The following is a 21,740-nucleotide window of genomic DNA, read 5'->3' on the forward strand; positions in this document are numbered from 1 at the left end:
ACAGTTAGGACCACCGTGCGCCGCACCGCCGGTTTGCTTCTCACGCTGCCGCTGCTGCTCGCCGTCGGGTGCAGCAGCTCGCCCAAGGCGGCCTCCCCGGCGACGCCGTCCACGGCCAGTGCGCCTCCGACCGTGCCCGCTCCGGTCAGCGAGGCCTCTCCGATGCCGGTGCTGTCCGGCGGCGGTTTCGGCAGCAAGGCGACCATCACCATCCCCGAGGGCGCCCGGCCCGGCGGGCAGTTCGTGGTGAACACGGTGAGCGAGGGCGAGCGGTCGGCCGTCAACAAGGGCGACTGGGTGACGGTCAACTACACGGCGAAGGACTGGACGACGGGCAAGGACCTGCCCAGTTCGTACGATCCCAGCGGCAAGCCGCAGCTGTACCAGGCGGGCAGCGGGCAGCTGGTGCCGGCGCTGGACCAGAGCGTGATCGGCAAGAAGGTGGGCACCCGGCTGCTGGTGGTGGCCCCGCCGGCGGCGGCCTTCGGCGACCAGGGGTCGGACCAGCTGGGCGTGGCCAAGGGGGACACGGTGGTGTTCGTCCTGGACATCGTGGAGGCGCTGCCGGCGGACTCCACGCTGACCGGGGCGATGACGCAGGCGGCGGCGACGCTGCCGCAGGTCAAGGACAACGGCAAGGCGCCGATGACGATCACCGTCCCGCAGGGGCAGGCGGCGCCGGCGGACCTCCAGCAGGCGGTGCTGGTCAAGGGCGAGGGCAAGCCGGTCAAGAGCGGGCAGACGCTGGTGGTGCAGTACACCGGCGTGCTGTGGAGCAACGGCCAGCAGTTCGACGCCTCCTGGACGCACGGCGGCGCGCAGGCGGTGCAGATCGGCACCGGCAGCGTGATCGAGGGCTGGGACAAGGGCCTGGTCGGGCAGAACGTCGGCAGCCGGGTGCTGCTGGTGGTGCCGCCCGCGCTCGGCTACCAGGACAAGGCGCAGGGCGCCGTTCCGGCGAACTCGACGCTGGTCTTCGTGATCGACATTCTCGAAGCGGTCTAGGGCGGGTCTGACAATTGGCGTCGGATGAGCGGGCGGCGTTGGGGTGCGTGCATCGGCGGTGCCGAGGAGGGAGCCACTGCGGAGCATTGGCGACTGACGAGAAGCCGTCGAGGTGCGTGCCCCGGCGCCGCCCGCCCGGCGGGAATTGTCAGGCACGCCCTAGGAACTGGCCCGGGGGATTCCGTAGGCTTGGGCGGACGCTCGCGTCCGCCCTCATCCTGAGCTGTCATACTGCCCTCGCACTGTGGCAGGCGCCGCCCGGCGCCCAGGTCCTGGGCGGGCGGTGCGGCGGGCGGCCCGGCTCTCACCACGCCGGGTGCGGACCTGAAGACCTCGTGGCGAGATGGATGGGGAGTCATGACTGAGAAGACGCCGAGCCCGGGCGGCGACGGCACCGCGGCGAACGGCCCCGCCGGTGACCCGGCCGCCTCGCGTTCCGGCGGGTCGGTTGCGGCGGATCGCGAGTCGATCGTCGTGCCCCCGGCGATCCTCGCGCAGCAGGCGGGCTGGGCGCAGCCGGGCGAGAGCCCGCGTCCGGCCGGTGCGCCGAAGGAGGACGGCGACGACGCCCCGCAGATCTTCGCCAGCAACGTGCGCCGGGCCGACCTCTCCGAGGCCGGGTACGACGAGAACCCGCCCGGAGTGGGCCGTCTCGGTGTGATCCTCGGCACGGTCCTCGCCGTGCTGCTGGCCGGCAGCGCCGTGACGCTGTACCTGGTGAACAAGGACGGCGGCACCAAGGACGAGCCGTCGGCCGCCAAGCCGGACGCGGCCAAGACCGCGCCGCCCACGCCGACCACCGAGCCGGTGCCGCCGATCAAGGACAGCGCCAAGGTGCTGCCGACGATCACGGGCGACTTCGGCAAGAAGGCCGAGATCCAGGTGCCCGGCGACAAGTCGGACGGCACCTTCGTGGTCAAGGTCCTCTCCGAGGGCAGCGGTCCCAAGGTGGAGAAGAACAACTGGACCTCGGTGGACTACACCGCCAAGGACTGGAACACGGGCAAGGACATCCCGAGCTCGTACGACAACAACGGCAAGCCGCAGATCTTCCAGGCCGGCACGGACGCGCTGATCCCGGCGCTGGACCAGGCCGTGGTCGGGAAGAAGGCGGGCTCCCGCGTGCTGGTGGTGGCCCCGCCGGCCGCCGCGTTCGGCGACAAGGGCAAGGCCGACATGTCGATCGGCGCCAAGGACGACCTGATCTTCGTCATCGACATCCGCAACACCAACGCGCCGGACGCGGTGGTAGGCGGTACCGTCACCGCGCCGCCCGCGGAGTTCCCGCAGGTCAAGGACAACGGCAAGAAGCCGGCGGAGATCACCCCGGTCGCCGGGGCGAAGGACCCGACCGAGCTCAAGACCCACGTCCTGATCAAGGGCACGGGCCCGGCGGTGGAGAAGGGCGAGAAGGTCGTCGTCCAGTACACCGGCGCGCTGTTCAAGGACGGCAAGGTCTTCGACTCCTCGCTCAGCAAGGGCCAGGCGTTCTCCTTCCCGGTGGGCGGCGGCCAGGTCATCGCGGGCTGGGACCAGGGGCTGGCGGGCCAGACCGTCGGCAGCCGGGTCGAGCTGGTGATCCCGGCGGCGATGGCCTACGGCGACAAGGGCCAGGGCGACATCCCGCCGAACTCGGCGCTGGTCTTCGTGGTGGACATCCTCGACGCCGGTCAGGGCTGATCCACTTTCGGGTGACAATGGTGGGTGATTGACCTACGGGTCCGGCCGCGTGGCCGTTCCCGGACGGGCGGCGGGCACCCGTACGGTGGTCTGGCAACGGACCTCGCGTGCGGATGCCCGCCGCTCGGTCGTGTACGGATTGCGAAAGTGAGAAGAGGGACTGTGAGCGTCAACCTCAACGAGAAGCCCGAGATCGACTTCCCGGTCGGCGATGCTCCGACGGAGCTGAAGATCCGCGACATCGTCGTGGGTGACGGCGAGGAGGCCAAGCCGGGCCAGAACGTCAAGGTCCGCTACGTGGGCGTGACCTTCGAGACCGGCGAGGAGTTCGACGCGAGCTGGAACCGGAGCCCGAACGAGTTCCGCTTCCCGCTGGGCGGCGGCCGCGTCATCAAGGGCTGGGACCAGGGCGTCGTCGGCATGAAGGTCGGCGGCCGTCGCGAGCTGACCATCCCGTCGCACCTGGCGTACGGCGCGCAGTCGCCGACCTCGGCGATCCCGCCGCACTCGACCCTGATCTTCGTGGTCGACCTGCTGGGCGTCTGAGCCGGTTCTGACGGCGGGCCGGGCCTCTTCGGGGGCCCGGCCCGCCGTCACGTCCCGGATTCCGAAGGGGCGGGGCCGGAGGCGGCTTTTGCCGTGCGTACCGCTACCGGTACGGTCGGTCCCGCCGGGTGCGGATCGCCCGGTTGGCGCACCCCGCGCGCGGCGCGGCACACCGGAAGGGTCAGCGATGGCGATCGCCAAGGCAGAGCGGCTGATGAATCTCGCCCTGTGCCTGATGAACACCAGACGTCCGCTCTCCAAGAAGGAGCTGCGGGAATCCATCGAGGCGTACCGCGAAGCCTGGCAGAACAGCAGCGAGGACGCCTTCAACCGGATGTTCGAGCGGGACAAGGACGACCTGCGCGAGCTCGGCCTGGTGATCGACGTCGACGAGAGCGCGCTGGACGGCGAGCTGGGCTACCTGGCCCGCCCCGACCGCAACCGGCTGCCGGAGATCGCGCTGGACGCCGAGGAGGCGGCCGCGCTGACCCTGGCCGCCCGGGTCTGGCAGCAGGCCAAGATGTCCGGCGCGGCCAGCGGCGCCCTGCAGAAGCTGCGCGCGGCCGGAATCCCCTTCGCCGAGGCCGAGGGCCGTACCGCCCTGGAGCCGCGCATCCCCGCCCGGGAGGCCGCGTTCGAGCCGCTGCTCACCGCCGCCCGGGACCGCCGTCCGGTGACCTTCGAGTACCGCAAGGCCGGCGCGTCCGCCGCGGACCAGCGCAGCGTGGAGCCCTGGGCGCTGGAGTGCTGGCGCGGGCACTGGTACCTGGCCGGGTACGACCGGGACCGGGGCGACGCCCGGGTGTTCCGGCTCAGCCGGATCGTCGGCAAGGTGCGCAGCAGGCCCGGGGCCTTCGCGGCGCCGGTGCCCGAGCACGTGGACGTGCGGGCCACCGTCGCCAAGTTCGCCGGGGAGGGCGCCACCGCCACCGCGACCGTACGGGTCCGGCGGGGCGCGGGCTTCCCGCTGCGCACCAAGGCGCTGAGCAGCGTCCGGGTGGACGAGGACTGGGACGAGCTGGAGATCCCGTACGGCAACGGGCTGGGCGCCGACCTCGCCGAGTTCGGGCCGGACGTGCTGGTGCTCGGGCCGGAGGAGCTGCGGGCGGATGTGGTCGACCGGCTGCGGGCGGTCGCGGGTTTCGAGGATGTGCGGGCATGAGCAATGCGATCGACCAGACGCGACGGATGCTGTCGCTGGTCACCTATCTGCGCGAGCGCCCCGGGGCCGAGGTGGCCGAGGTGGCGCGGGCGTTCGGGATCTCCGAGCGGGAGCTGATCGGGGACCTCAACGTGCTGCCGATGTGCGGCACCAGCTTCCGCGGCGGGGACCTGCTCGACATCGACACCGACGGCGAGCGGATCTGGTGGCACAACGTCGACGACGTGGCGCAGCCGCTGCGCCTGGCCGCCGACGAGGCGACCGCGCTGCTGGTGGCCGCCCGCGCGGTGGCCGGGCTGCCCGGGCTGCGGGCCGGGGACCGCGAGGCGCTCACCCGTGCCGTCGCCAAGATCGAGAACGCGGCCGGGGAGAGCGCCGAGGGCAGCGCCCGCGTCGGGGTGACCTTCGAGGCGGAGAGCCACGTCTTCGCGGACATCGACCGGGCGCTCAGCGAGGGCCGGCGGCTGTGGCTGCGGTACTACTCGCACGGGCGCGGCGGGATGACCGAGCGCGAGGTGGACCCGATCCGGCTGCTCACCGAGGGGCACACCTACCTCGAGGCGTGGTGCCGCACCTCGGAGGACCACCGGATGTTCCGGCTGGACCGGGTCGCGGAGATCCGGGTGCTGGACGTTCCGGCGGACCCGCCCCGGCGCGAGCCGCGCGACCTGAGCGGCGGGCTGGTCAACCCGGCGGCGGACGACCCGGAGGTGGTCGTCGAGGTGTCCTCCGGCGGGCGCTGGGTGGCCGAGTACTACACCCACGACACGGCCGAGGAACTGCCCGACGGCGGGCTGCGGATCACCCTGCGCAGCGCCGACCCCTCCCAGCTGCGCCCGCTGGCGCTGCGGCTGGGCCGGGACGGGCGCATCGTCTCCCCGCCGGAGCTGGCGGAGCAGGCGCGTTCGGCCGCGCGGGAGGCGCTGGCCGCCTACGGGGAGGGGCGGGCCTGAGGGGTGGAAGCCGGGACCAGGTTCAAGGTGTACTGCTCGCAGTGCCGGGAGAAGGTCGAGCTCCCGGCGGAGGACTTCCGGCTGACGCTGGGGCGCACTCCCGAGCAGGCGCACTACAGCTTCGGCTGTCCGCGCTGCGGGGCGGCGGTGCGCAAGCCCGCGGGGGCGAAGATCGTCGAGGCGCTCACGGCGGCGGGGGTGCGGACCATGCGGCTCGTGCCGGTGGAGGGGTAGGGGCTTCTTCGGCGCGAAGTGGGGTGGGCCCGCGCGTATAGGCTGGGGCGCATGTCCTGGATGCTCGTCGCCGCCGTCCTGCTCGCCACCGCGGGCCTGCTGGTCCTCGGGGTCCTCGCGATCCGGCTCTGGGCGGACGTGCGGGCGCTGGCCAAGGGCGTGGACACGGCCTCGCGGGCGCTCGCGGAGGCGGCGGAGGACCTCTCCGCCGCCGTCCCCCGATAGCACTGATCGCGGGAGTGGTAGCACAGGACGCGGGTTCGGCGGTACCGGGGCTGCTGCACGGGCGTGAGGTCGCGTTACGCTCTCAGATGGCTCCTGAACACTCCTGCACCGTCCGCCGGGGGCCGCTGTCCTGTTCGGGCGGCCTTCGTCGGGGCGTCATCCGCAGCGGTTACCATCCGCGCGGACGGCCCGGTGGGTCGCCATGAGTGAAGGTGGTCGCGCATGCGCATCTCGATGACCGCGATCGTGGTGGTCGTGATCTTCGCCATCGTGCTGTTCGGAGCCAAGAGGCTGCCCGATGTGGCGCGGTCGCTGGGGCAGTCCCTGCGCATCCTCAGGAGCGAGGCCAAGGCGATGAAGACGGACGGGGAGCCGGCGGCGCCGCCGGCCGCCGCTCCGGTGTCCGAGGGTTCGCCGGCGAAGACCATCCAGTCCGCGCCGGGTGCCTCGTCCACGGCCCGTCCGGTGACCGAGGCCGAGGGCGAAGGGCGGCGCTGAGCCGCCGCCCGTCGTACAGGCGTGACGTACGCGACCACTCAGGCCCGTCGACCGGCGGGCCTACGCACGATCTTCTGAGGACCGGGGTTGAGCAAGCTGTCCAAGGCGCCGAAGGCGTCCAAGAATCCCGAGGGGCGGATGGCCCTCGCCGACCACCTGCGGGAACTGCGCAACCGGGTGGTCAAGTCGGCCCTCGCGATCGTGGTCATCACGATCGTCGCCCTGATCTACCACAAGCAGATCGAGAGCTTCCTGCTCAAGCCGCTGCCGCAGTGCACCACGACCGAACAGGTCGAGCACTACCACGGCAAGTGCGCGCAGGTCTCCAACATCGGTCTGACCTCCGGCTTCACCTTCATGCTCCAGGTGGCGCTGACGGCCGGCGTGGTGGGCGCGGTGCCGGTGTGGCTGTGGCAGGTGTGGGCGTTCGTGGCGCCCGGGCTCCACAAGCACGAGAAGAAGTACACCGTCATCTTCATGGCGTGCGGGGCGCCGCTGTTCCTGTCGGGCGTGGCCGTGGCCTTCCTGGTGCTGCCGACGACCGTCGAGGTGCTGATCCAGTTCACCCCGAGCGGGACCACGCCGATCCTGCCGCCGAACGACTACTTCGACATCGCGACGCGGATGGTGCTGGTCTTCGGCCTGGCGTTCGAGTTCCCGTTGCTGCTCGTGATGATGAACATGGTCGGCATGGTGACCGGCAAGCGGCTGCTGGGCTGGTGGCGCGGGATGGTCATGGCGATCACCGTGTTCGCGGCCTTCGCGATGCCGAGCGCGGACCCGGTGAGCATGCTGGCGCTGGCCGCGCCGATCTGGGCGCTGTACTTCATCGCGGTGGGCATCGCGCTGCTGAACGACCGGCGCAGGCGGCGCCGCAACCCGGACGCGGACCTGGACGACGAGGAGGCCTCGCACCTGGACCTGTCGGTGCAGCCGGTCGCGGGCATCGAGGACGTGCACGCCTCGGGCGCCCCGGTGGCGAGCGCGGCGCCGGTGCCGGCGGCGCGTCGTGAGCAGATGGACGACATCACCTGATCCCGTGGTCACCGAGCGAGGAGCCCCGGCCCGCCGGCCGGGGCTCCTCGCTGTTCCGGAAGCCTTGGCAGGGTGGATGGCATGTGACATATTACTGGCGTGCTGATGACTCGGAGACCTCCCCTGGACGTCGTCGTGGTCGGCGCCGGAGTCGTCGGCGCCGCCTGCGCGTACTACGCCGCCCGCGCCGGGCTCGCCGTGGCCGTCGTCGACCGCGGCCCGGTGGCCGGCGGGACGACCGGCGCCGGCGAGGGCAACCTGCTGGTCTCCGACAAGGCGCCCGGGCCCGAGCTCGACCTCGCGCTGCTGAGCACCCGGCTCTGGCGCGAGCTCGACGAGGCCTTCGGCCCGGCCATGGAGTACGAGCCCAAGGGCGGGGTGGTCGTCGCCTCCACGCCGCAGGGACAGCAGGCGCTGCGGGAGTTCGCCGCGACGCAGGCCGGCGCGGGGGTGGAGGCCGAGGAGGTGCCCGCCGAGCGGCTGCACGAGCTGGAACCCCACCTCGCGCCCGGGCTCGCCGGAGGCTTCCTCTACCCGCAGGACGCCCAGGTCCAGCCCGCCCTCGCCGCCGCCCACCTGCTGCGCGAGGCCCGGCGGATGGGCGCCGAGCTGATCACCGGCGAGAGCGTCACCGCCGTCGACCGCGGCCCGGACGGCGCGGTGCGCGGCGTACGGACCGAGCGGCGCGAGCTGGCCGCGCCCGCCGTCGTCAACGCGGCCGGGACCTGGGGCGGCGAGCTGGCGGCCCTGGCCGGGGTGCACCTGCCGGTGATGCCCCGGCGCGGCTTCGTGCTCGTCACCGAGCCGCTGCCCAGGATCGTGCGGCACAAGGTGTACGCCGCCGACTACGTGGCCGACGTGGCCAGCGGATCGGCGGACCTCCAGACCTCCGGCGTCGTCGAGGGCACCCCCGGCGGGCCGGTGCTGATCGGCGCCAGCCGGGAGCGCGTGGGCTTCGACCGCACGCTCTCCCAGGAGGTCCTGCGCCGGCTCGCCGGGCAGGCCGCCGCGCTGTTCCCGGTGCTCGCCGAGGTGACCGTGATGCGGGCCTACCGGGGCTTCCGCCCGTACCTGCCGGACCACCTGCCCGCCATCGGGGCGGACGCCCGGGTGCCCGGGCTGTACCACGCCTGCGGGCACGAGGGGGCCGGCATCGGGCTGGCCCCGGCCACCGGGCTGCTGATCAGCGAGCAACTGACCGGCAAGCGGCCGGAGCTGGACCTCGCGCCGTTCCGGGCCGACCGGTTCCCCACTGTCTGAGATGTCGAGATCGCTGGATTGGAGAGGCAGCCGATGAGCCGCCGCCGCACCCCCGCCGGGCTGGTCGGGGCCGAGCCCGGGCCCGCCCACCACATCGAGTTCGACGGCCGGGCCGTGCCCGCGCTGCCCGGGCAGTCGATCGCCGCCGCGCTCTGGGCCGACGGCGTGCTCGCCTGGCGCACCACCCGCGTCGGCGGGAAGCCGCGCGGGGCGTTCTGCGGGATCGGCGCCTGCTTCGACTGCCTGGCCGTCGTCGACGGCCGGCCCAACCAGCGCACCTGCCTGCTGCCCGCCGAGCCGGGCACCGTCGTCACCACCCAGGAGGGCCACGGCCGTGCCGACCTCGCCGTCTGACGCGTTCGACCTGGTGGTCATCGGGGCCGGCCCCGCCGGCCTGGCCGCCGCCGTGACCGCCGCCGACCTGGGGCTGCGCTGCGCCCTGCTGGACGGCTCCGGGGCCACCGGCGGGCAGTACTACCGCCACCCGGCGCCCGGGATGGGCGCGGCCCGGCCGGAGCGGCTGCACCACGGATGGTCCGTCTACACGGGCCTGGCCGGGCGGCTGGCCGCGCAGTCGCGCGCGCAGTTCCGCGGCGGCCACCAGGTGTGGGCGCTGGAGCGCACCGACGAGGGCTGGACCGTGCACGTCACGCGCGGGCCGGACGCCGGGGACCGTACGGCCCTGCGGGCGCGGCACGTGCTGCTCGCCACCGGCGCGTACGAGCGGCAGCTGCCGTTCCCCGGCTGGACGCTGCCCGGGGTCGTCACCGCCGGGGGCGCGCAGGCCATGCTGAAGTCCGGCCTGGTGCTGCCCGGGCGGCGGATCGTGGTGGCCGGCAGCGGGCCGCTGCTGCTCGCGGCGGCCTCCTCGCTGGTCACCGCCGGGGCCTCGGTGCCCGCGGTGGTCGAGGCCACCGGCTACCTCGGGTACGCCCGACGGCCCGGCGTGCTGGCGGCCGTCCCCGCCAAGCTCGTCGAGGGCGCCGGGCACGGCACGGCGCTGCTGCGCCACCGCGTGCGGCTGCGGCTGCGCAGCGCCGTCGTCGAGGCGCACGGGACGGACCGGGTCACCGGCGTCACCGTCGCCCGGCTGGACGGCGACTGGCGGCCGGTGCCCGGCAGCGAGCGGCGCATCGACTGCGACGCCCTGGCCGTCGGGCACGGGCTGCTGCCGCAGATCGACCTGGCCACCGAGCTGGGCGCCGCCACCCGGACCTGCCCGGACGGCGCGGTGGCCCTGGCCGTGGACGCGCGGATGGCGACCAGCGTGCCGGGCCTGTGGTCCGCGGGGGAGACCAACGGCGTCGGCGGCGCGGACCTCGCGATCGCCGAGGGCACGCTGGCCGCGCACGCCGTGGCCGGGGTGGCCCCGGCGGGTGCGCTGCTGCGCCGCCGGGGGCGGCTGCGGGCCTTCGCCGAGCTGATGGCGGGCGCGCACCGGCCCGGGCCGGGCTGGACGGGCTGGCTGCGGCCGGAGACCGACGTCTGCCGGTGCGAGGAGGTGCCGGTCGCGGCGGTGCGCGAGGCGGTCGAGGAGCTGGGGGCGGGCGACGCCCGGACCGTCAAGCTGCTCACCCGGGCCGGGATGGGCTGGTGCCAGGGGCGGATGTGCGGCCCGGCGGTGGCCTGCCTGGCGGGGGGCCCGGATTCCGGGGCGGCTGCGCCTTCGCTTGCGGCTTCGCCTGCGCCTGCGCCGTCGCCGGACCGGCGGCCGTTCGGGTGCCCGGTGCCGCTGGCGCAGCTGGCGGCGGGGGAGCCGCCGGTCTCGTGAATCCGAATTCCTGAACCTTTGGCCGGAGACTCTTGTCTCCGGCCTGTCCCCACTAATAAAATGTCACACCTCACCAAGGAGAACACCGTGTCCCACACCGCACACGACAGCACCCGCCCCTGGCGCGGCATCATGGTCGCCACCGCGATCCCGCTGCGCCCGGACCTGTCCGTCGACTACGACGCGTACGCCGAGCACGTCCGCTGGCTGATCGAGTCCGGCTGCGACGGCGTCGTCCCCAACGGTTCGCTCGGCGAGTACCAGACTCTCACCGACGAGGAGCGCACCCGCATCGTCGAGGTGGCGGTCGAGGCGGCCGGCGACGGCTCCCGGGTCATGCCCGGCGTGGCCGCGTACGGCAGCGCCGAGTCCCGCCGCTGGGCCGAGCAGGCCGCCGAGGCCGGCGCCGGCTCCGTCCTGCTGCTGCCGCCCAACGCCTTCCGGGCCGACGCCGCCTCGGTGCGCGCCCACTACGCCGAGGTCGCCAAGGCCGGCGTGCCGGTGGTCGCGTACAACAACCCGATCGACACCAAGGTCGACCTGGTGCCCTCGCTGCTCGCCGAGCTGCACGGGGACGGCTCGATCGTCGCCGTCAAGGAGTTCAGCGGGGACGTGCGCCGGGCGTACGAGATCGCCGAACTGGCCCCCGGGCTGGACCTGTTGATCGGTGCGGACGACGTGCTGCTGGAGCTGGCGCTGGCCGGTGCGGTCGGCTGGATCGCCGGGTACCCGAACGCGCTGCCCGAGGCGTCCGTCGCGCTGTACCGCGCCGCCGTCGAGGGGGACCTGGAGACGGCGCTGCCGCTCTACAAGTCGCTGCACTCGCTGCTGCGCTGGGACTCCAAGACGGAGTTCGTCCAGGCCATCAAGCTGTCCATGGACATCGCCGGTCGCCCCGGCGGCCCCGTGCGCCCGCCGCGCGGGCCGCTGACCCCGGAGATCGAGGCGGCCGTGCGGGCCGCGACCGAGAAGGCGCTGGCCGAGGGCCTCGCCTGATCAGCTGAACCACCCCGACCGGCTGCGGGGGCAGCCGGATCGGAACCCCCGACGTTCGCCTCGCCCACTGGAGTTGTGCCTCATGCGCAGCCGTCATGTGTTCCACGCCGTCGACTCGCACACCGAGGGCATGCCGACCCGGGTCATCACCGGCGGGTTCGGTGTCATCCCCGGTGCGACCATGGCCGAGCGTCGGGTGCACTTCCAGGAGAACCTGGACCACTACCGCACGCTGCTGATGTACGAGCCCCGCGGCCACGCCTCGATGAGCGGGGCGATCCTGCAGCCGCCCACCCGGCCGGACGCCGACTACGGGGTGCTGTTCATCGAGGTCTCCGGGCTGCTGCCGATGTGCGGGCACGGGACCATCGGGGTGGCCACCGTGCTGGTCGAGACCGGGATGGTGCCGGTGGTCGAACCCGTCACCACCGTGCGCCTCGACACGCCCGCCGGGCTGGTCGTCGCCGAGGTGCGCGTCGAGGACGGCGCGGCCAAGGCCGTCACCATCCGCAACGTGGCCTCCTACTCCGTCGGCCTGGACCGCAAGATCGAGGTCCCCGGGTACGGCACGGTGACGTACGACCTCGCGTACGGCGGCAACTTCTACGCGATCCTGCCGCTCGCCGAGTTCGGGCTGCCCTTCGAGCGCGAGCGCAAGCAGGAGATCCTGGCCGCGGGCCTCGCCCTGATGGACGCCATCAACGAAGGCCCGGACAAGCCCGTCCACCCCGAGGACCCGTCCTTCCACAGCTGCCACCACGTGTACCTCGCCGCGCCCGGCTCCACCGCCGAGCACTCCCGGCACGCGATGGCCATCCACCCCGGCTGGTTCGACCGCTCGCCCTGCGGCACCGGCACCTCGGCGCGGATGGCGCAGCTGCACGCGCGCGGCGAACTGCCGCTCGGGCGGGACTTCCGCAACGACTCCTTCATCGGGACGACCTTCACCGGGCGGCTCGTCGAGGAGACCACGGTGGCCGGGCGGCCCGCCGTCGTGCCCACCGTCACCGGGCGGGCCTGGGTCACGGGGACGGCGCAGTACCTGCTCGACCCGACGGACCCGTTCCCGGCGGGCTTCCTGCTCTGACGCCCGCGCTCCGAAGCCCGCTCCGAAGCCCGCTCCGAGCCTCCCCGCCCTGAACCCCCCTGCTCCGAAACCCCGCCGAAGGGCTGGTAGTCATGACCATCACCTCCTCCAACCCCGCCGACCCGGCCGACGTCCTCCTCGCCGTCGAGGAACCGGGCGGTGAGGCCGTGCGCTCCGCCGTCCTGCGGGCCAGGGCCGCGCAGCGCGGCTGGGTCGCGGCCGGCGCGGGCGCCCGCTCGGCGGCGCTGGGGCGGATCGCCGACGCGATCGACGCCCACGCCGGGGAACTGGCCGCGCTGATCGTGCGCGAGGTCGGCAAGCCGCTCGCCGAGGCGCGCGGCGAGGTCGCCCGGACCTCGGCGATCTGGCGCTACTACGCGCAGGCGCCGTACGCGGCCGCCGGGGAGGTGCACGAGACCGCCGGGGGGCCGGGGCTGCTGCTCACCCGGCGGCGCCCGCACGGGGTCGCCGGGCTGATCGCGCCGTGGAACTTCCCGCTGGCGATCCCCAGCTGGAAGGCGGCGCCCGCGCTGGCGACCGGGAACACGGTGGTGCTCAAGCCGGCGCCGGAGGCGACCGCCTGCGCGCTGCGGCTGGCGGAGCTGGCCGCCGCGGCCGGGTTCCCCGAGGACGTGTTCACGGTGGTGCCGGGCGGGGCGGAGGAGGGCTCGGCGCTGGTCGACACGGCGGACGTGGTCTCGTTCACCGGCTCCACCGGGGTCGGGCGGGCCGTGGTGCGCGCCGCCACCGAGCGCGGGGTGCCCGTACAGGCCGAACTCGGCGGGCTGAACGCCGCGTTGGTGCTGCCCGACGCCGACATCGCGCTGGCCGCCGAGCACATCGCGGCCGCCGTCGCCGGGTACGCCGGGCAGAAGTGCACCGCCACCAGCCGGGTGATCGCCGTCGGCGCCGCGTACGGGCCGCTGCGCGAGGCGCTGGTCAAGGCGCTGGCGGCCGTGGACGAGGCGGTGTGCGGGCCGGTCATCGGGTCCGCCGCGCGGGAGCGGCTGGTCGGCGCCGTGGGCTCGGCCGTCGAGGCCGGGGCCACCGTGCTCGTCGGCGGCGGCGTGCCCGAGCGGGCCGGCTGGTACGTCGAACCGACGCTGCTGGCGGACGTGCCGGCCGAACACCCGCTGGTGCGTGAGGAGTTCTTCGGCCCGGTCGCCGTGCTGCACGAGGTGGCCGACCTGGACGAGGCCATCGAACTCGCCAACGACACCCCGCACAGCCTCGCGACCTCGGTGCACACCCGCAGCCTGGACGTGGCGCTCGCCGCCGCCGACCGGCTGGACGCGGGCATGATCCGGGTCAACGCCCCCTCCAGCGGCGTCGACTTCCACCTGCCCTTCGGCGGCACCAAGGGCGCGAGCCACGGCGAGCGCGAACAGGGCCGGGCGGCACTGGACTTCTACACCGTCGGCCGGACGGTCAGCGTGCTGCCGGGCGGGAGTCTGTGATGCCGCGGTCTGTGATGCGGGTAGAGGCTGTCGACTACCACACCGCCGGGGAGCCGTTCCGGATCGTCCTCGACGGGCTGCCGCCCGTGCCCGGCGACACCGTCGCCGAGCGCCGGGCCATCGCGATCGGGGCGGGCGGCACGGCGACGGCCCCTCGGGCCTCCGCCCTGGACGAGGTGCGGCAGCTGCTCAGCCGCGAGCCGCGCGGGCACGCCGGGATGTACGGCGGGTTCGTCGTCCCGGCGGACGACGCGGAGGCGCACCTCGGCGTGCTGTTCTGGCACAAGGACGGCTACTCGACGGCCTGCGGGCACGGCACCATCGCGCTCGGCGCCTGGGCCGTCGACTCCGGGCTCGTCGCCGCCCCCGAGAACGGGGTGGCGCGGGTGCGCATCGACGTGCCCTCGGGGCGGGTCACCGCGCTGGTGCACCGGGCGGAAGGCCGCACCACGGGGGTGACCTTCCGCAACGTGCCCACGCGCGTGGCCGAGCTGAAGCTGCGGCTGGAGACCTCCCGGGGGCCGGTCGAGGTGGCGGTCGCGCACTCCGGCGCCTGCTACGCCTCGGTGCCGGCCGCCTCGCTCGGGCTGGCGGTCGAGACCGGGCAGCTGCCCGAACTCACCGCCGCCGGGCGGGAGATCAGGGACCTGCTCGCCGGGTCGGCGGCGGTCTCGCACCCGATCGACCCTCGGCTTTCGGGGGTGTACGGGGTGATCCTGTACGACGAACTCCCCTCCGACGACGGGGTGTTGAGCCAGCGCAACGTCACCGTCTTCGCGGACGGGCAGATCGACCGCTCGCCCTGCGGCTCCGGCACCTCCGCCCGGCTCGCGATCCTCGCCGCCGAAGGGCGGCTCGCCCCGGGGGAGGAACTGCGCCACGAGTCGATCATCGGGACGGTCTTCGGCGGGCGCGTCCTCGCCGGGGGCGACCCCCTGGGCGAGGGCGTCGTCACCGAGGTCACCGGCACGGCGCACCTCACCGGCGAGCACGTCTTCCTGCTGGAGGACGGCGACGAGCTGGGAGCGGGGTTCCTCCTGTGAGCTCGACCATACGGCCCGGTACGGCGGTTGTGCCGCTCCAGTACGCCGTACCGGGAGTCGGCGGGGTCGGGCCCGCCGATGCGGTGCGGGCGATCGAGCGGGTGCTGCGGGAGGGGTTCGACCCCGAGCAGGCACCCGCCCGGTCGGCCGTACCGGTGCCCGCGGGGGAACTGCTGCTGATGCCCGCGGCCGCCGGGCCGTACGCCGGGGTGAAGGTCGCCGGCGTGGCGCCCGCGAACCCGGAGCTCGGGCTGCCCCGGATCACCGGCAGCTACCTGCTGCTCGACGGGCCCACGCTGCAGCCCCTCGCCCTGTTCGACGGCGCGGCGCTCACCGCGCTGCGCACCCCGGCCGTCACCGCCGCCGCGCTGTCCCGGCTCGCCGAGCCGCAGGCCGCGCACCTGGTGCTGTTCGGCGCCGGACCGCAGGCGTACGGGCACCTGGACGCGCTGCTCGCCCTGCGGCCGCTCACCCGGCTCACCGTGGTGGCGCGCAACGCCGAACGGGCGGAGGTGCTGGCGGCGTACGGGCGGAAGCTCGGGCTCGCCGCCTCGGTGGGCACGGCGGAGGCCGTCTCCGCCGCCGACGTCGTCGTGTGCTGCACCACCGCGCGCACCCCGCTGTTCGACGGCGCCGCGGTGCCCGACCACGCGGCGGTCGCGGCGGTCGGCTCGCACGAGGTGGACGCGCGGGAGGTGGACGAGACCCTGGTGCGGCGGTCCGAACTGTACGTGGAGGCACGGGCGGTGGCCGCCCGGGAGGCCGGGGACCTGATCATGGCGGGCGTCGCGGGCCGGCAGGTGTGGAACCTGGGCGAGCTGGTGCGCGGCGACGCCCTGCTGCTCGGAGGGCGCCCGCGCTTCTTCAAGAGCGTCGGCATGGCCTGGGAGGACCTGGCGGTGGCGGCGGAGGTGTACCAGCGCTCGCTGGCCTGAGGTCGGGCCCAACTGTGTTTCCCCGCCGGGGGGTTGCAGGTCGTGTGCGGCCGGCCGTTGTCAGGCCGCCCCTGCGCTGGGACGATGTCTCGCGCAGGGGTTCGGGGCGTGGACGATTGCACACGCAACGTAACGTGACATTGTACACTGGTGTTCTGCACCCACCCGGAGGAACACCATGGCCGACCTCAAACCCCGCACCCTGATCTCCGTCCAGGAGCGGCTCCGCGACCAGGTCGCCCACGCACTCCGCGCGGCCCTCATCTCCGGCGAACTGCGCCCCGGCGTCGTCTACTCCGCGCCCGCCCTCGCCGCCGACTTCGGCGTATCCGCCACCCCGGTGCGCGAGGCCATGCTCGACCTGGCCCGCGAGGGCCTCGTCGAGGCCGTCCGCAACAAGGGCTTCCGCGTCACCGAACTCACCGAGCGCGACCTCGACGACTACACCGAGATCCGCGCCCTCATCGAGGTCCCGACCGTCGGCCGAGTCACCCGCACGGCGACGCGCGAGCAGCTGGAGCGCCTGCGCCCGCAGGCCGAGGCGATCGTCGCCGCCGCCCGCAAGCACGACCTCATCGGCTACCTGGAGGCGGACCGCCAGTTCCACCTCGACCTCCTGGGCCTGGCCGGCAACGCCCGCCTGGTCGAGGTCGTCGGCGACCTGCGCAAGCGCTCCCGCCTCTACGGCCTCACCCGCCTCGACGAGCTCGGCCAGCTGGTCTCCTCGGCTGAGGAGCACCTGGAGCTGCTGGACCTGATGATCGCCGGCGACGCGGCGGCGGCCGAAGCCTGCATGACCCGCCACCTCAGCCACGTCCGCTCCCTCTGGGCCGGCGAGGGCGAACCCGAGAAGCCCGCCCTCCGCCTCCGCGCCCGGTAGGGCCAAACCACCCGTTCGGGCGGCTTGCCCGGGCATGTAGGGGTTTCGGTCTGCGGATCGCGTGAGAATCCGCGCGTGAAGAACCACGTGCTCGACATGGCCGAAGCCCTCTTCGAACGCTTCCCGAACCATCGTGTGGAGGTGCTCGGCGGTGAGGTATCGGTCGAACCCCTACCGGACGGACGACACGCGCGCATCCTGACCGATGTGATGCGAGCCTGCTGGAAAGCCGGTCTGGATGATGAAGGAGTAGAGGTCTTCCGGCAAATCGGCATCTGGCTGCCGACCGGGCCCGCCGACTTTGCGATGCCGGACGTCTCGATCGTCGATGCGGCGAGCGACGACCACATGGTGACGTACAACTGCTATGACCCGAAGATCTTCCGGCTCGTGCTGGAGGTGACCACGGCCGCCCTGAGCAGTGACCTCACCAGGAAGCCCGCCGCGTACGCCTCGGCCGGGGTGCCGGCGTACGTGGTCGTCGACCGCGAGGAGCGGCGGGTGGTGGTGATGACCCGGCCTGAGGGTGGGATGTACCGGGAGCGGGTCGTGCGCCGTCCCGGGCAGGCCGTTGCGTTGCCCGGGACGGGAGTGGTGCTGTCGGTGGAGGAGTTGTTCCGTTAGCGGGCCACCGCCGGGAGCGTCAGGTGGCCGTCCGTCACTTCGGCGATCTGGTCGATGGCCGTGAGGTGGGTGCGGTCGTGGGTGACCAGGATCGTGGCGGTGGCGCGGCGGTGGGTGAGGTCGGTCAGGAGGTCGAGGACGGCGGCGCCGCGGTCGTGGTCGAGGGCGCTGGTGGGTTCGTCGACGAGCAGGACGGTGGGGTCGTTCATCAGGGCGCGGGCGATGTTGACGCGTTGGCGCTGGCCGCCGGAGAGCTGGTGGGGGCGGCGGGCGGCCTGGTCGCGGAGGCCGACGGCGGTGAGGAGGTCGAGGGCGCGGGGGAGGGCTTCGCGGGGGGAGCGGCCGTCGAGGTGGGCCATGACCTGGAGCTGTTCGACGGCGGTGAGCGAGGGCAGCAGGTTGGGCTGCTGGAAGACGATGCCGATGCGGGTGCGGCGCAGGGCGGTGAGTTCGGCGCGGCCGAGGCCCGTGGTGTCGGTGCCGTCCACGACGACGCGGCCGGAGTCCGGGGTGATCAGGGTGGCGGCGACGGCCAGGAGGCTGGACTTGCCGGAGCCGGAGGGGCCGATCACGGCGGTGAGGCTGCCCTTGGGGACGGTGAGGGAGACCTCGTCGAGGGCGGTGAGCCGGCCGTCGCCGTCGGGGTAGGTGAGGGTGATGCGGTCGAGTTCGAGGCTCATGCGCCCGCCTCGCTTCGCTCGGCGGGGGCATTCGCCCACGCGCACCTTTCGATGGTCACTTCGCTTCGCTCGTTCAACGTGCGCTCCCCAGGGCGGTCAGCGGGTCGACGGAGGTGATCCGGCGGATGGACAGGCCCGCGCCGACCGCGCCGAGGGCGATCATGACGAGGGCCGGGAACAGGACGGTCGGGGCGTCCAGGACGAAGGGGACGGCGGAGCCGATCAGCGCGCCGAAGCCGGAGGCGATGGCCGTGCCCAGCAGGGTGCCGAGGACCAGCAGCAGGACGGCCTGGCCGAGGGCGTCGCGCAACAGGTAGCGGGTGGAGGCGCCGAGGGCCTTCAACACCGCGACGTCGCCGCTGCGTTGGATCGTCCAGACGGTGAAGAACGCGCCGATGACCAGGGCCGAGATGGCGAACAGGAAGCCGCGCATCAGCTGCAGCGAGCCGTTCTCGGAGGTGTAGGAGCCGATCGCGGCGAGCGAGTCCTCGCGGCTGTGGGTGAGGGTGGAGTGCCGGGCGTCGGCGCCGGCGAGGTCGGCGCCCTCGCCGGTGGTGAGGGCTATGACGGTGGCGTGGCCCTCGCCGCCGGGGGCGAGGCGCTGCCAGTCGCCGAGGCTGGTCCAGACGACCGGGGTGTGGCTGTACGCGGCGTCGCCGTCGACGGCGGCCACGGTGAGGCGGTGGCCGGCGAGGGTGAACTCGGCGCCGGGGGCGAGGTGGCCGAGGTTCTCGGCGGCGGTCTTCGAGAGCACTGCCCGGCCGGGGCCGATCCGGGAGCCCTGCGGGGCGAGGCCGGAGCCGTCCGGGACGCCGAAGGCGGAGAGGGCGGCGGTGCGCTGCCCGGCGGCGGCCTTGGTGGTGGTGATGCCGAGCGGCTGCGCGGAGGTGACGCCCGGCTCGCGGGACCAGTCCTGCCACTGCCCGGGGGTGACCTGGGAGTCGGTGAAGGAGAGCTTCTGGCCGTCGGCGGGGCGGCCGAAGACCAGGTGGTCGGCGGGCAGGCCGGTGATCGCCGAGATGTTCTGGCGGCCGAGCCCGGCCGTCAGCCCGGACAGCAGGCCGACCAGGACGGTGATCAGGACGATGACGGTGCCCATCAGGGCGAACCGGCCCTTGGCGAACCTCAGGTCCCTCCAGGCGACGAACACGGTGTGGGCCTTTCTCTGCACAGCTGGATCTCCGACGGTTCCACCCTGCTGGAGGCGGGCCCCGGCGGGCATCGCACCCGGGATTGCATCCTCGGCATCGAAGGGCAGAGCCGGAGTTCAACCTTTTGATTGATGCCGGGCCGGGGTGCGGACCCTAGGCTGGAGGGATGGCGACCGAACGACCCCGCATCACCCCCGTCGCCCGCATCCTCCAGGTCTGCCTGCACCTGCTCGTGGCGGGCCTGCTCGCGCTCGTCGTCGTCCGGGCCGCGGTCGGCCGGGACGGCGATCCGGTGGCCGTCGGGGCCGCCGCCTCGGCGATGGCCGTCTGCTACGCGGTGGGGCCCCGGCTCGCCTCCGTACGCCGGTCGCGCCGGGCCGCCGCGCTGTGGCTGGCGCTGCTCGGGGTCACCTGGGCGGGCGTGCTGATCGCCACCCAGGACGGGGTGTGGCTGGCGTTCCCGCTGTACTTCCTGGAACTGCACCTGCTCGACCGCCGCGGTGGGCTCGTGGCCGTCGCCCTGACCGCGCTCGCGGCGATCGCGGCCTGGTCCTGGCACCTGCACACGTTCGGCTTCGCCGCCTCCATCGGGCCCGCGCTCGGGGCCGCCGTCGCCACCGCGACCGTCCTCGGCTACCAGGCGCTGTACCGGGAGAGCGAGGAGCGGCGCCGGCTCATCGACGAGCTCACCGCCGCCCGCGCCGACCTCGCCGCCGCCCACCACACCGCCGGCGTCCTCGCCGAGCGCGAGCGGCTCGCCCGGGAGATCCACGACACCCTCGCGCAGAGCCTCAGCTCCATCCAGCTGCTGCTGCGCGCCGCCCAGCGGGCGCTGCCCGAGCGCACCGAGGCGGCCTCCGGGTACGTCGAGCAGGCGCGGCAGGCCGCGCAGGACAACCTGGACGAGGCCCGGCGCTTCGTCCGGGCGCTCACCCCGCCCGCGCTGGACGGGGACCCGCTGCCCGTCGCGCTGGAGCGGCTGTGCGCCACCACGACGGCGCACAGCGGGCTCGCCGTCCAGCTGCACGTCTCCGGGGAGCCCGTACGGCTGCCGGTGCCGCAGGAGGTCGCGCTGCTGCGGATCGCGCAGTCGGCGCTCGGCAACACCGTCCGGCACGCGGGGGCCTCGCACGCCGAGGTGACGCTCAGCTACATGGAGGGCGAGGTGGCGCTGGACGTGTTCGACGACGGGGCCGGGTTCGATCCGGCGGCGGTCGCGGGCCGTACGGGCGGGGGCGACGGCGGGTTCGGGCTGCCCTCGATGCGGGCCCGGGCGCGGGCGCTCGGGGGGCGGTTCACCGTGGAGTCGGCGCCCGGGGAGGGGACGGCGCTCGCCGTGCAGCTGCCCGTGACGCCGGCCGGAGAGGCGGGCGCGTGATCCGGCTGCTGATCGCCGACGACCACCCGGTGGTGCGGGCCGGGCTGCGGGCCGTCCTGGAGGGCGAGCCGGACTTCGCCATCGTCGCGGAGGCGGCCACCGCGGAGCGGGCCGTCGAACTGGCCGTCGAACTGGCCGCCGCGGGCGGGGTGGACGTGGTGCTCATGGACCTGCAGTTCGGGCCCGGCTCGGCCCTCAACGGCGCGCAGGCCACCGCCCGCATCACCGCCGAGCCGGGCGCGCCCCGGGTGCTCATCGTCACCACCTACGACAGCGACGCCGACACCCTGCCCGCCCTGGAGGCGGGCGCCACCGGTTACCTGCTCAAGGACGCCCCGCCGGAGGAACTCGCCCAGGCCGTCCGCTCGGCCGCCGCGGGCCGCTCGGCGCTCGCGCCCAGCGTCGCCGACCGGCTGCTGGAGCGGATGCGCACCCCGGCGGCGGCGCTCAGCGCCCGCGAGACGGAGGTCCTGCGCCTGGTCGCGGACGGGCTCACCAACCAGCAGGTCAGCCAGCGGCTGCACCTCAGCCAGGCGACCGTGAAGTCCCACCTGGTGCACATCTACACCAAGCTGGCCGTGGACTCCCGCACGTCCGCCGTCCGCCAGGCCCGCATCCGCGGCCTGATCCGCTGAGCGCGCGGGGGTAGTGCGCCGGGCGCGCGCCGGGTGAGGAGTGTTGTCCCCCTGAGGGGTGGATTGGGCGGGAAAGCCAGCGGTGGCACCAACGGGCGACTAGGTGTACTGCCATGTGGCAGATCATCGAGAAGGGCAAGGGGGTTCGTGTATGAAGGGGCGTAGCTGGACCGAGGTGAAGGCTGAGGCCCTGCGGATCAATCCCTGGTTGGCCTCGCCGGAGGCGAAGGCGAACCGGGCGCGGATTCGCCAGGAGACGTTGGCCCGGATCCGGGGGTACGAGCTGGCAGAGCTCCGGCGGAAGGCGGGGCTCACCCAGAAGGAGGTGGCCGCGCTGATGGGCGTCAGCCAGGAGCGGGTGTCGCAGATCGAGCACGGGCAGATCGACAGCCTGGACAACCTGCGGGCGTATTCGGCGGCGATCGGGGGCGAGGTCGAGGTGCTGGTGCGGCACGGGGAGCGGACGGTCAAGGTGGCTTGACCGTCCGGCTCGTGGCCGCCTCTC

General features: G+C 73.9%; 24 protein-coding genes. 22 read left to right on the forward strand and 2 right to left on the reverse strand.

The features are described 5' to 3' along the window. Positions 1-15: 15 nt before the first annotated feature. From ACIBCA_RS21595 to ACIBCA_RS21685, 19 genes are all read left to right on the forward strand, one after another. Positions 16-1,005, forward strand: a complete 990-nt coding sequence (locus ACIBCA_RS21595) for an FKBP-type peptidyl-prolyl cis-trans isomerase (protein ID WP_396284561.1) — start codon at positions 16-18, stop codon at positions 1,003-1,005. 357 nt (positions 1,006-1,362) lie between these two features. Continuing rightward, a complete protein-coding gene (locus tag ACIBCA_RS21600) occupies positions 1,363-2,685 on the forward strand; it encodes an FKBP-type peptidyl-prolyl cis-trans isomerase (protein WP_396284562.1) in 1,323 nt (440 codons plus the stop codon). Positions 2,686-2,847: 162 nt separating this feature from the next. After that, positions 2,848-3,231 (forward strand): FKBP-type peptidyl-prolyl cis-trans isomerase, encoded by a 384-nt coding sequence (locus ACIBCA_RS21605; protein ID WP_396284563.1) that lies wholly within the window; start codon positions 2,848-2,850, stop codon positions 3,229-3,231. Between the two features lie 187 nt (positions 3,232-3,418). After that, positions 3,419-4,393 carry a helix-turn-helix transcriptional regulator gene (locus ACIBCA_RS21610; protein WP_396284564.1) on the forward strand — a complete coding sequence of 325 codons (975 nt, stop codon included), beginning with the start codon at positions 3,419-3,421 and terminating at the stop codon, positions 4,391-4,393. Continuing rightward, a complete protein-coding gene (locus ACIBCA_RS21615) occupies positions 4,390-5,346 on the forward strand; it encodes a YafY family protein (RefSeq protein WP_031069156.1) in 957 nt (318 codons plus the stop codon). Before ACIBCA_RS21610 ends, ACIBCA_RS21615 begins: the two co-directional genes overlap by 4 nt. A gap of 3 nt (positions 5,347-5,349) precedes the next feature. Continuing rightward, positions 5,350-5,580, forward strand: coding sequence for a hypothetical protein (locus tag ACIBCA_RS21620; protein ID WP_396284565.1), 231 nt, complete (start codon positions 5,350-5,352; stop codon positions 5,578-5,580). Positions 5,581-5,631: 51 nt separating this feature from the next. Next, entirely contained in the window at positions 5,632-5,805 is a 174-nt protein-coding gene (locus ACIBCA_RS21625; RefSeq protein WP_396284566.1) for a hypothetical protein, read from the forward strand. A 222-nt stretch (positions 5,806-6,027) separates the two neighbouring features. Further along, a complete protein-coding gene (tatA, locus tag ACIBCA_RS21630) occupies positions 6,028-6,303 on the forward strand; it encodes a Sec-independent protein translocase subunit TatA (RefSeq protein WP_396284567.1) in 276 nt (91 codons plus the stop codon). A gap of 138 nt (positions 6,304-6,441) precedes the next feature. Further along, positions 6,442-7,338 (forward strand): twin-arginine translocase subunit TatC, encoded by an 897-nt coding sequence (gene tatC / locus ACIBCA_RS21635; protein ID WP_396284736.1) that lies wholly within the window; start codon positions 6,442-6,444, stop codon positions 7,336-7,338. 105 nt (positions 7,339-7,443) lie between these two features. Beyond that, positions 7,444-8,598 (forward strand): NAD(P)/FAD-dependent oxidoreductase, encoded by a 1,155-nt coding sequence (locus tag ACIBCA_RS21640; protein ID WP_396284568.1) that lies wholly within the window; start codon positions 7,444-7,446, stop codon positions 8,596-8,598. Positions 8,599-8,631: 33 nt separating this feature from the next. Next, entirely contained in the window at positions 8,632-8,952 is a 321-nt protein-coding gene (locus ACIBCA_RS21645; protein ID WP_396284569.1) for a (2Fe-2S)-binding protein, read from the forward strand. Beyond that, the gene (locus ACIBCA_RS21650; RefSeq protein WP_396284570.1) at positions 8,933-10,369 is read left to right on the forward strand and encodes an NAD(P)/FAD-dependent oxidoreductase; all 1,437 of its coding nucleotides are present in this window, start codon (positions 8,933-8,935) and stop codon (positions 10,367-10,369) included. The genes ACIBCA_RS21645 and ACIBCA_RS21650 overlap by 20 nt, the downstream gene beginning before the upstream one ends. 60 nt (positions 10,370-10,429) lie before the next feature. Next, positions 10,430-11,365, forward strand: coding sequence for a dihydrodipicolinate synthase family protein (locus ACIBCA_RS21655; RefSeq protein ID WP_396284571.1), 936 nt, complete (start codon positions 10,430-10,432; stop codon positions 11,363-11,365). An 82-nt stretch (positions 11,366-11,447) separates the two neighbouring features. Then, positions 11,448-12,452: a proline racemase family protein gene (locus ACIBCA_RS21660; RefSeq protein WP_396284572.1), complete on the forward strand. Its 1,005-nt coding sequence runs from the start codon at positions 11,448-11,450 to the stop codon at positions 12,450-12,452. Between the two features lie 92 nt (positions 12,453-12,544). Next, entirely contained in the window at positions 12,545-13,909 is a 1,365-nt protein-coding gene (locus ACIBCA_RS21665) for an aldehyde dehydrogenase family protein (RefSeq protein ID WP_396284573.1), read from the forward strand. Between the two features lie 14 nt (positions 13,910-13,923). After that, positions 13,924-14,952, forward strand: coding sequence for a proline racemase family protein (locus tag ACIBCA_RS21670; RefSeq protein ID WP_396284574.1), 1,029 nt, complete (start codon positions 13,924-13,926; stop codon positions 14,950-14,952). Continuing rightward, positions 14,949-15,887, forward strand: a complete 939-nt coding sequence (locus tag ACIBCA_RS21675; RefSeq protein WP_396284575.1) for an ornithine cyclodeaminase family protein — start codon at positions 14,949-14,951, stop codon at positions 15,885-15,887. The genes ACIBCA_RS21670 and ACIBCA_RS21675 overlap by 4 nt, the downstream gene beginning before the upstream one ends. Positions 15,888-16,065: 178 nt before the next feature. Next, positions 16,066-16,767, forward strand: a complete 702-nt coding sequence (locus ACIBCA_RS21680; RefSeq protein WP_396284576.1) for a GntR family transcriptional regulator — start codon at positions 16,066-16,068, stop codon at positions 16,765-16,767. Between the two features lie 75 nt (positions 16,768-16,842). Next, positions 16,843-17,391: a Uma2 family endonuclease gene (locus ACIBCA_RS21685; protein ID WP_396284577.1), complete on the forward strand. Its 549-nt coding sequence runs from the start codon at positions 16,843-16,845 to the stop codon at positions 17,389-17,391. Here the strand turns inward: ACIBCA_RS21685 and ACIBCA_RS21690 are convergent. Together ACIBCA_RS21690 and ACIBCA_RS21695 are read right to left on the reverse strand one after the other, a co-directional pair. Then, on the reverse strand, positions 17,388-18,071 hold the full coding sequence (locus ACIBCA_RS21690; protein ID WP_396284578.1) for an ABC transporter ATP-binding protein: 684 nt from the start codon (positions 18,069-18,071) through the stop codon (positions 17,388-17,390). The genes ACIBCA_RS21685 and ACIBCA_RS21690 overlap by 4 nt on opposite strands. Before the next feature lie 73 nt (positions 18,072-18,144). Beyond that, positions 18,145-19,221, reverse strand: a complete 1,077-nt coding sequence (locus ACIBCA_RS21695) for an ABC transporter permease (protein WP_396284737.1) — start codon at positions 19,219-19,221, stop codon at positions 18,145-18,147. Between the two features lie 167 nt (positions 19,222-19,388). Here ACIBCA_RS21695 and ACIBCA_RS21700 point away from each other — a divergent pair, with 167 nt between their 5' ends. The 3 genes from ACIBCA_RS21700 to ACIBCA_RS21710 all read left to right on the forward strand — a co-directional run bounded on the left by ACIBCA_RS21700 (position 19,389) and on the right by ACIBCA_RS21710 (position 21,716). Beyond that, a complete protein-coding gene (locus tag ACIBCA_RS21700) occupies positions 19,389-20,600 on the forward strand; it encodes a sensor histidine kinase (protein ID WP_396284579.1) in 1,212 nt (403 codons plus the stop codon). Continuing rightward, positions 20,597-21,235, forward strand: a complete 639-nt coding sequence (locus ACIBCA_RS21705; RefSeq protein ID WP_396284580.1) for a response regulator — start codon at positions 20,597-20,599, stop codon at positions 21,233-21,235. Before ACIBCA_RS21700 ends, ACIBCA_RS21705 begins: the two co-directional genes overlap by 4 nt. Before the next feature lie 151 nt (positions 21,236-21,386). After that, entirely contained in the window at positions 21,387-21,716 is a 330-nt protein-coding gene (locus ACIBCA_RS21710) for a helix-turn-helix domain-containing protein (RefSeq protein ID WP_396284581.1), read from the forward strand. Positions 21,717-21,740 lie beyond the last annotated feature (24 nt).

Origin of the sequence: Kitasatospora sp. NPDC051170 (assembly GCF_044455705.1) — a bacterium.
Classification (GTDB): Bacteria; Actinomycetota; Actinomycetes; order Streptomycetales; family Streptomycetaceae; genus Kitasatospora.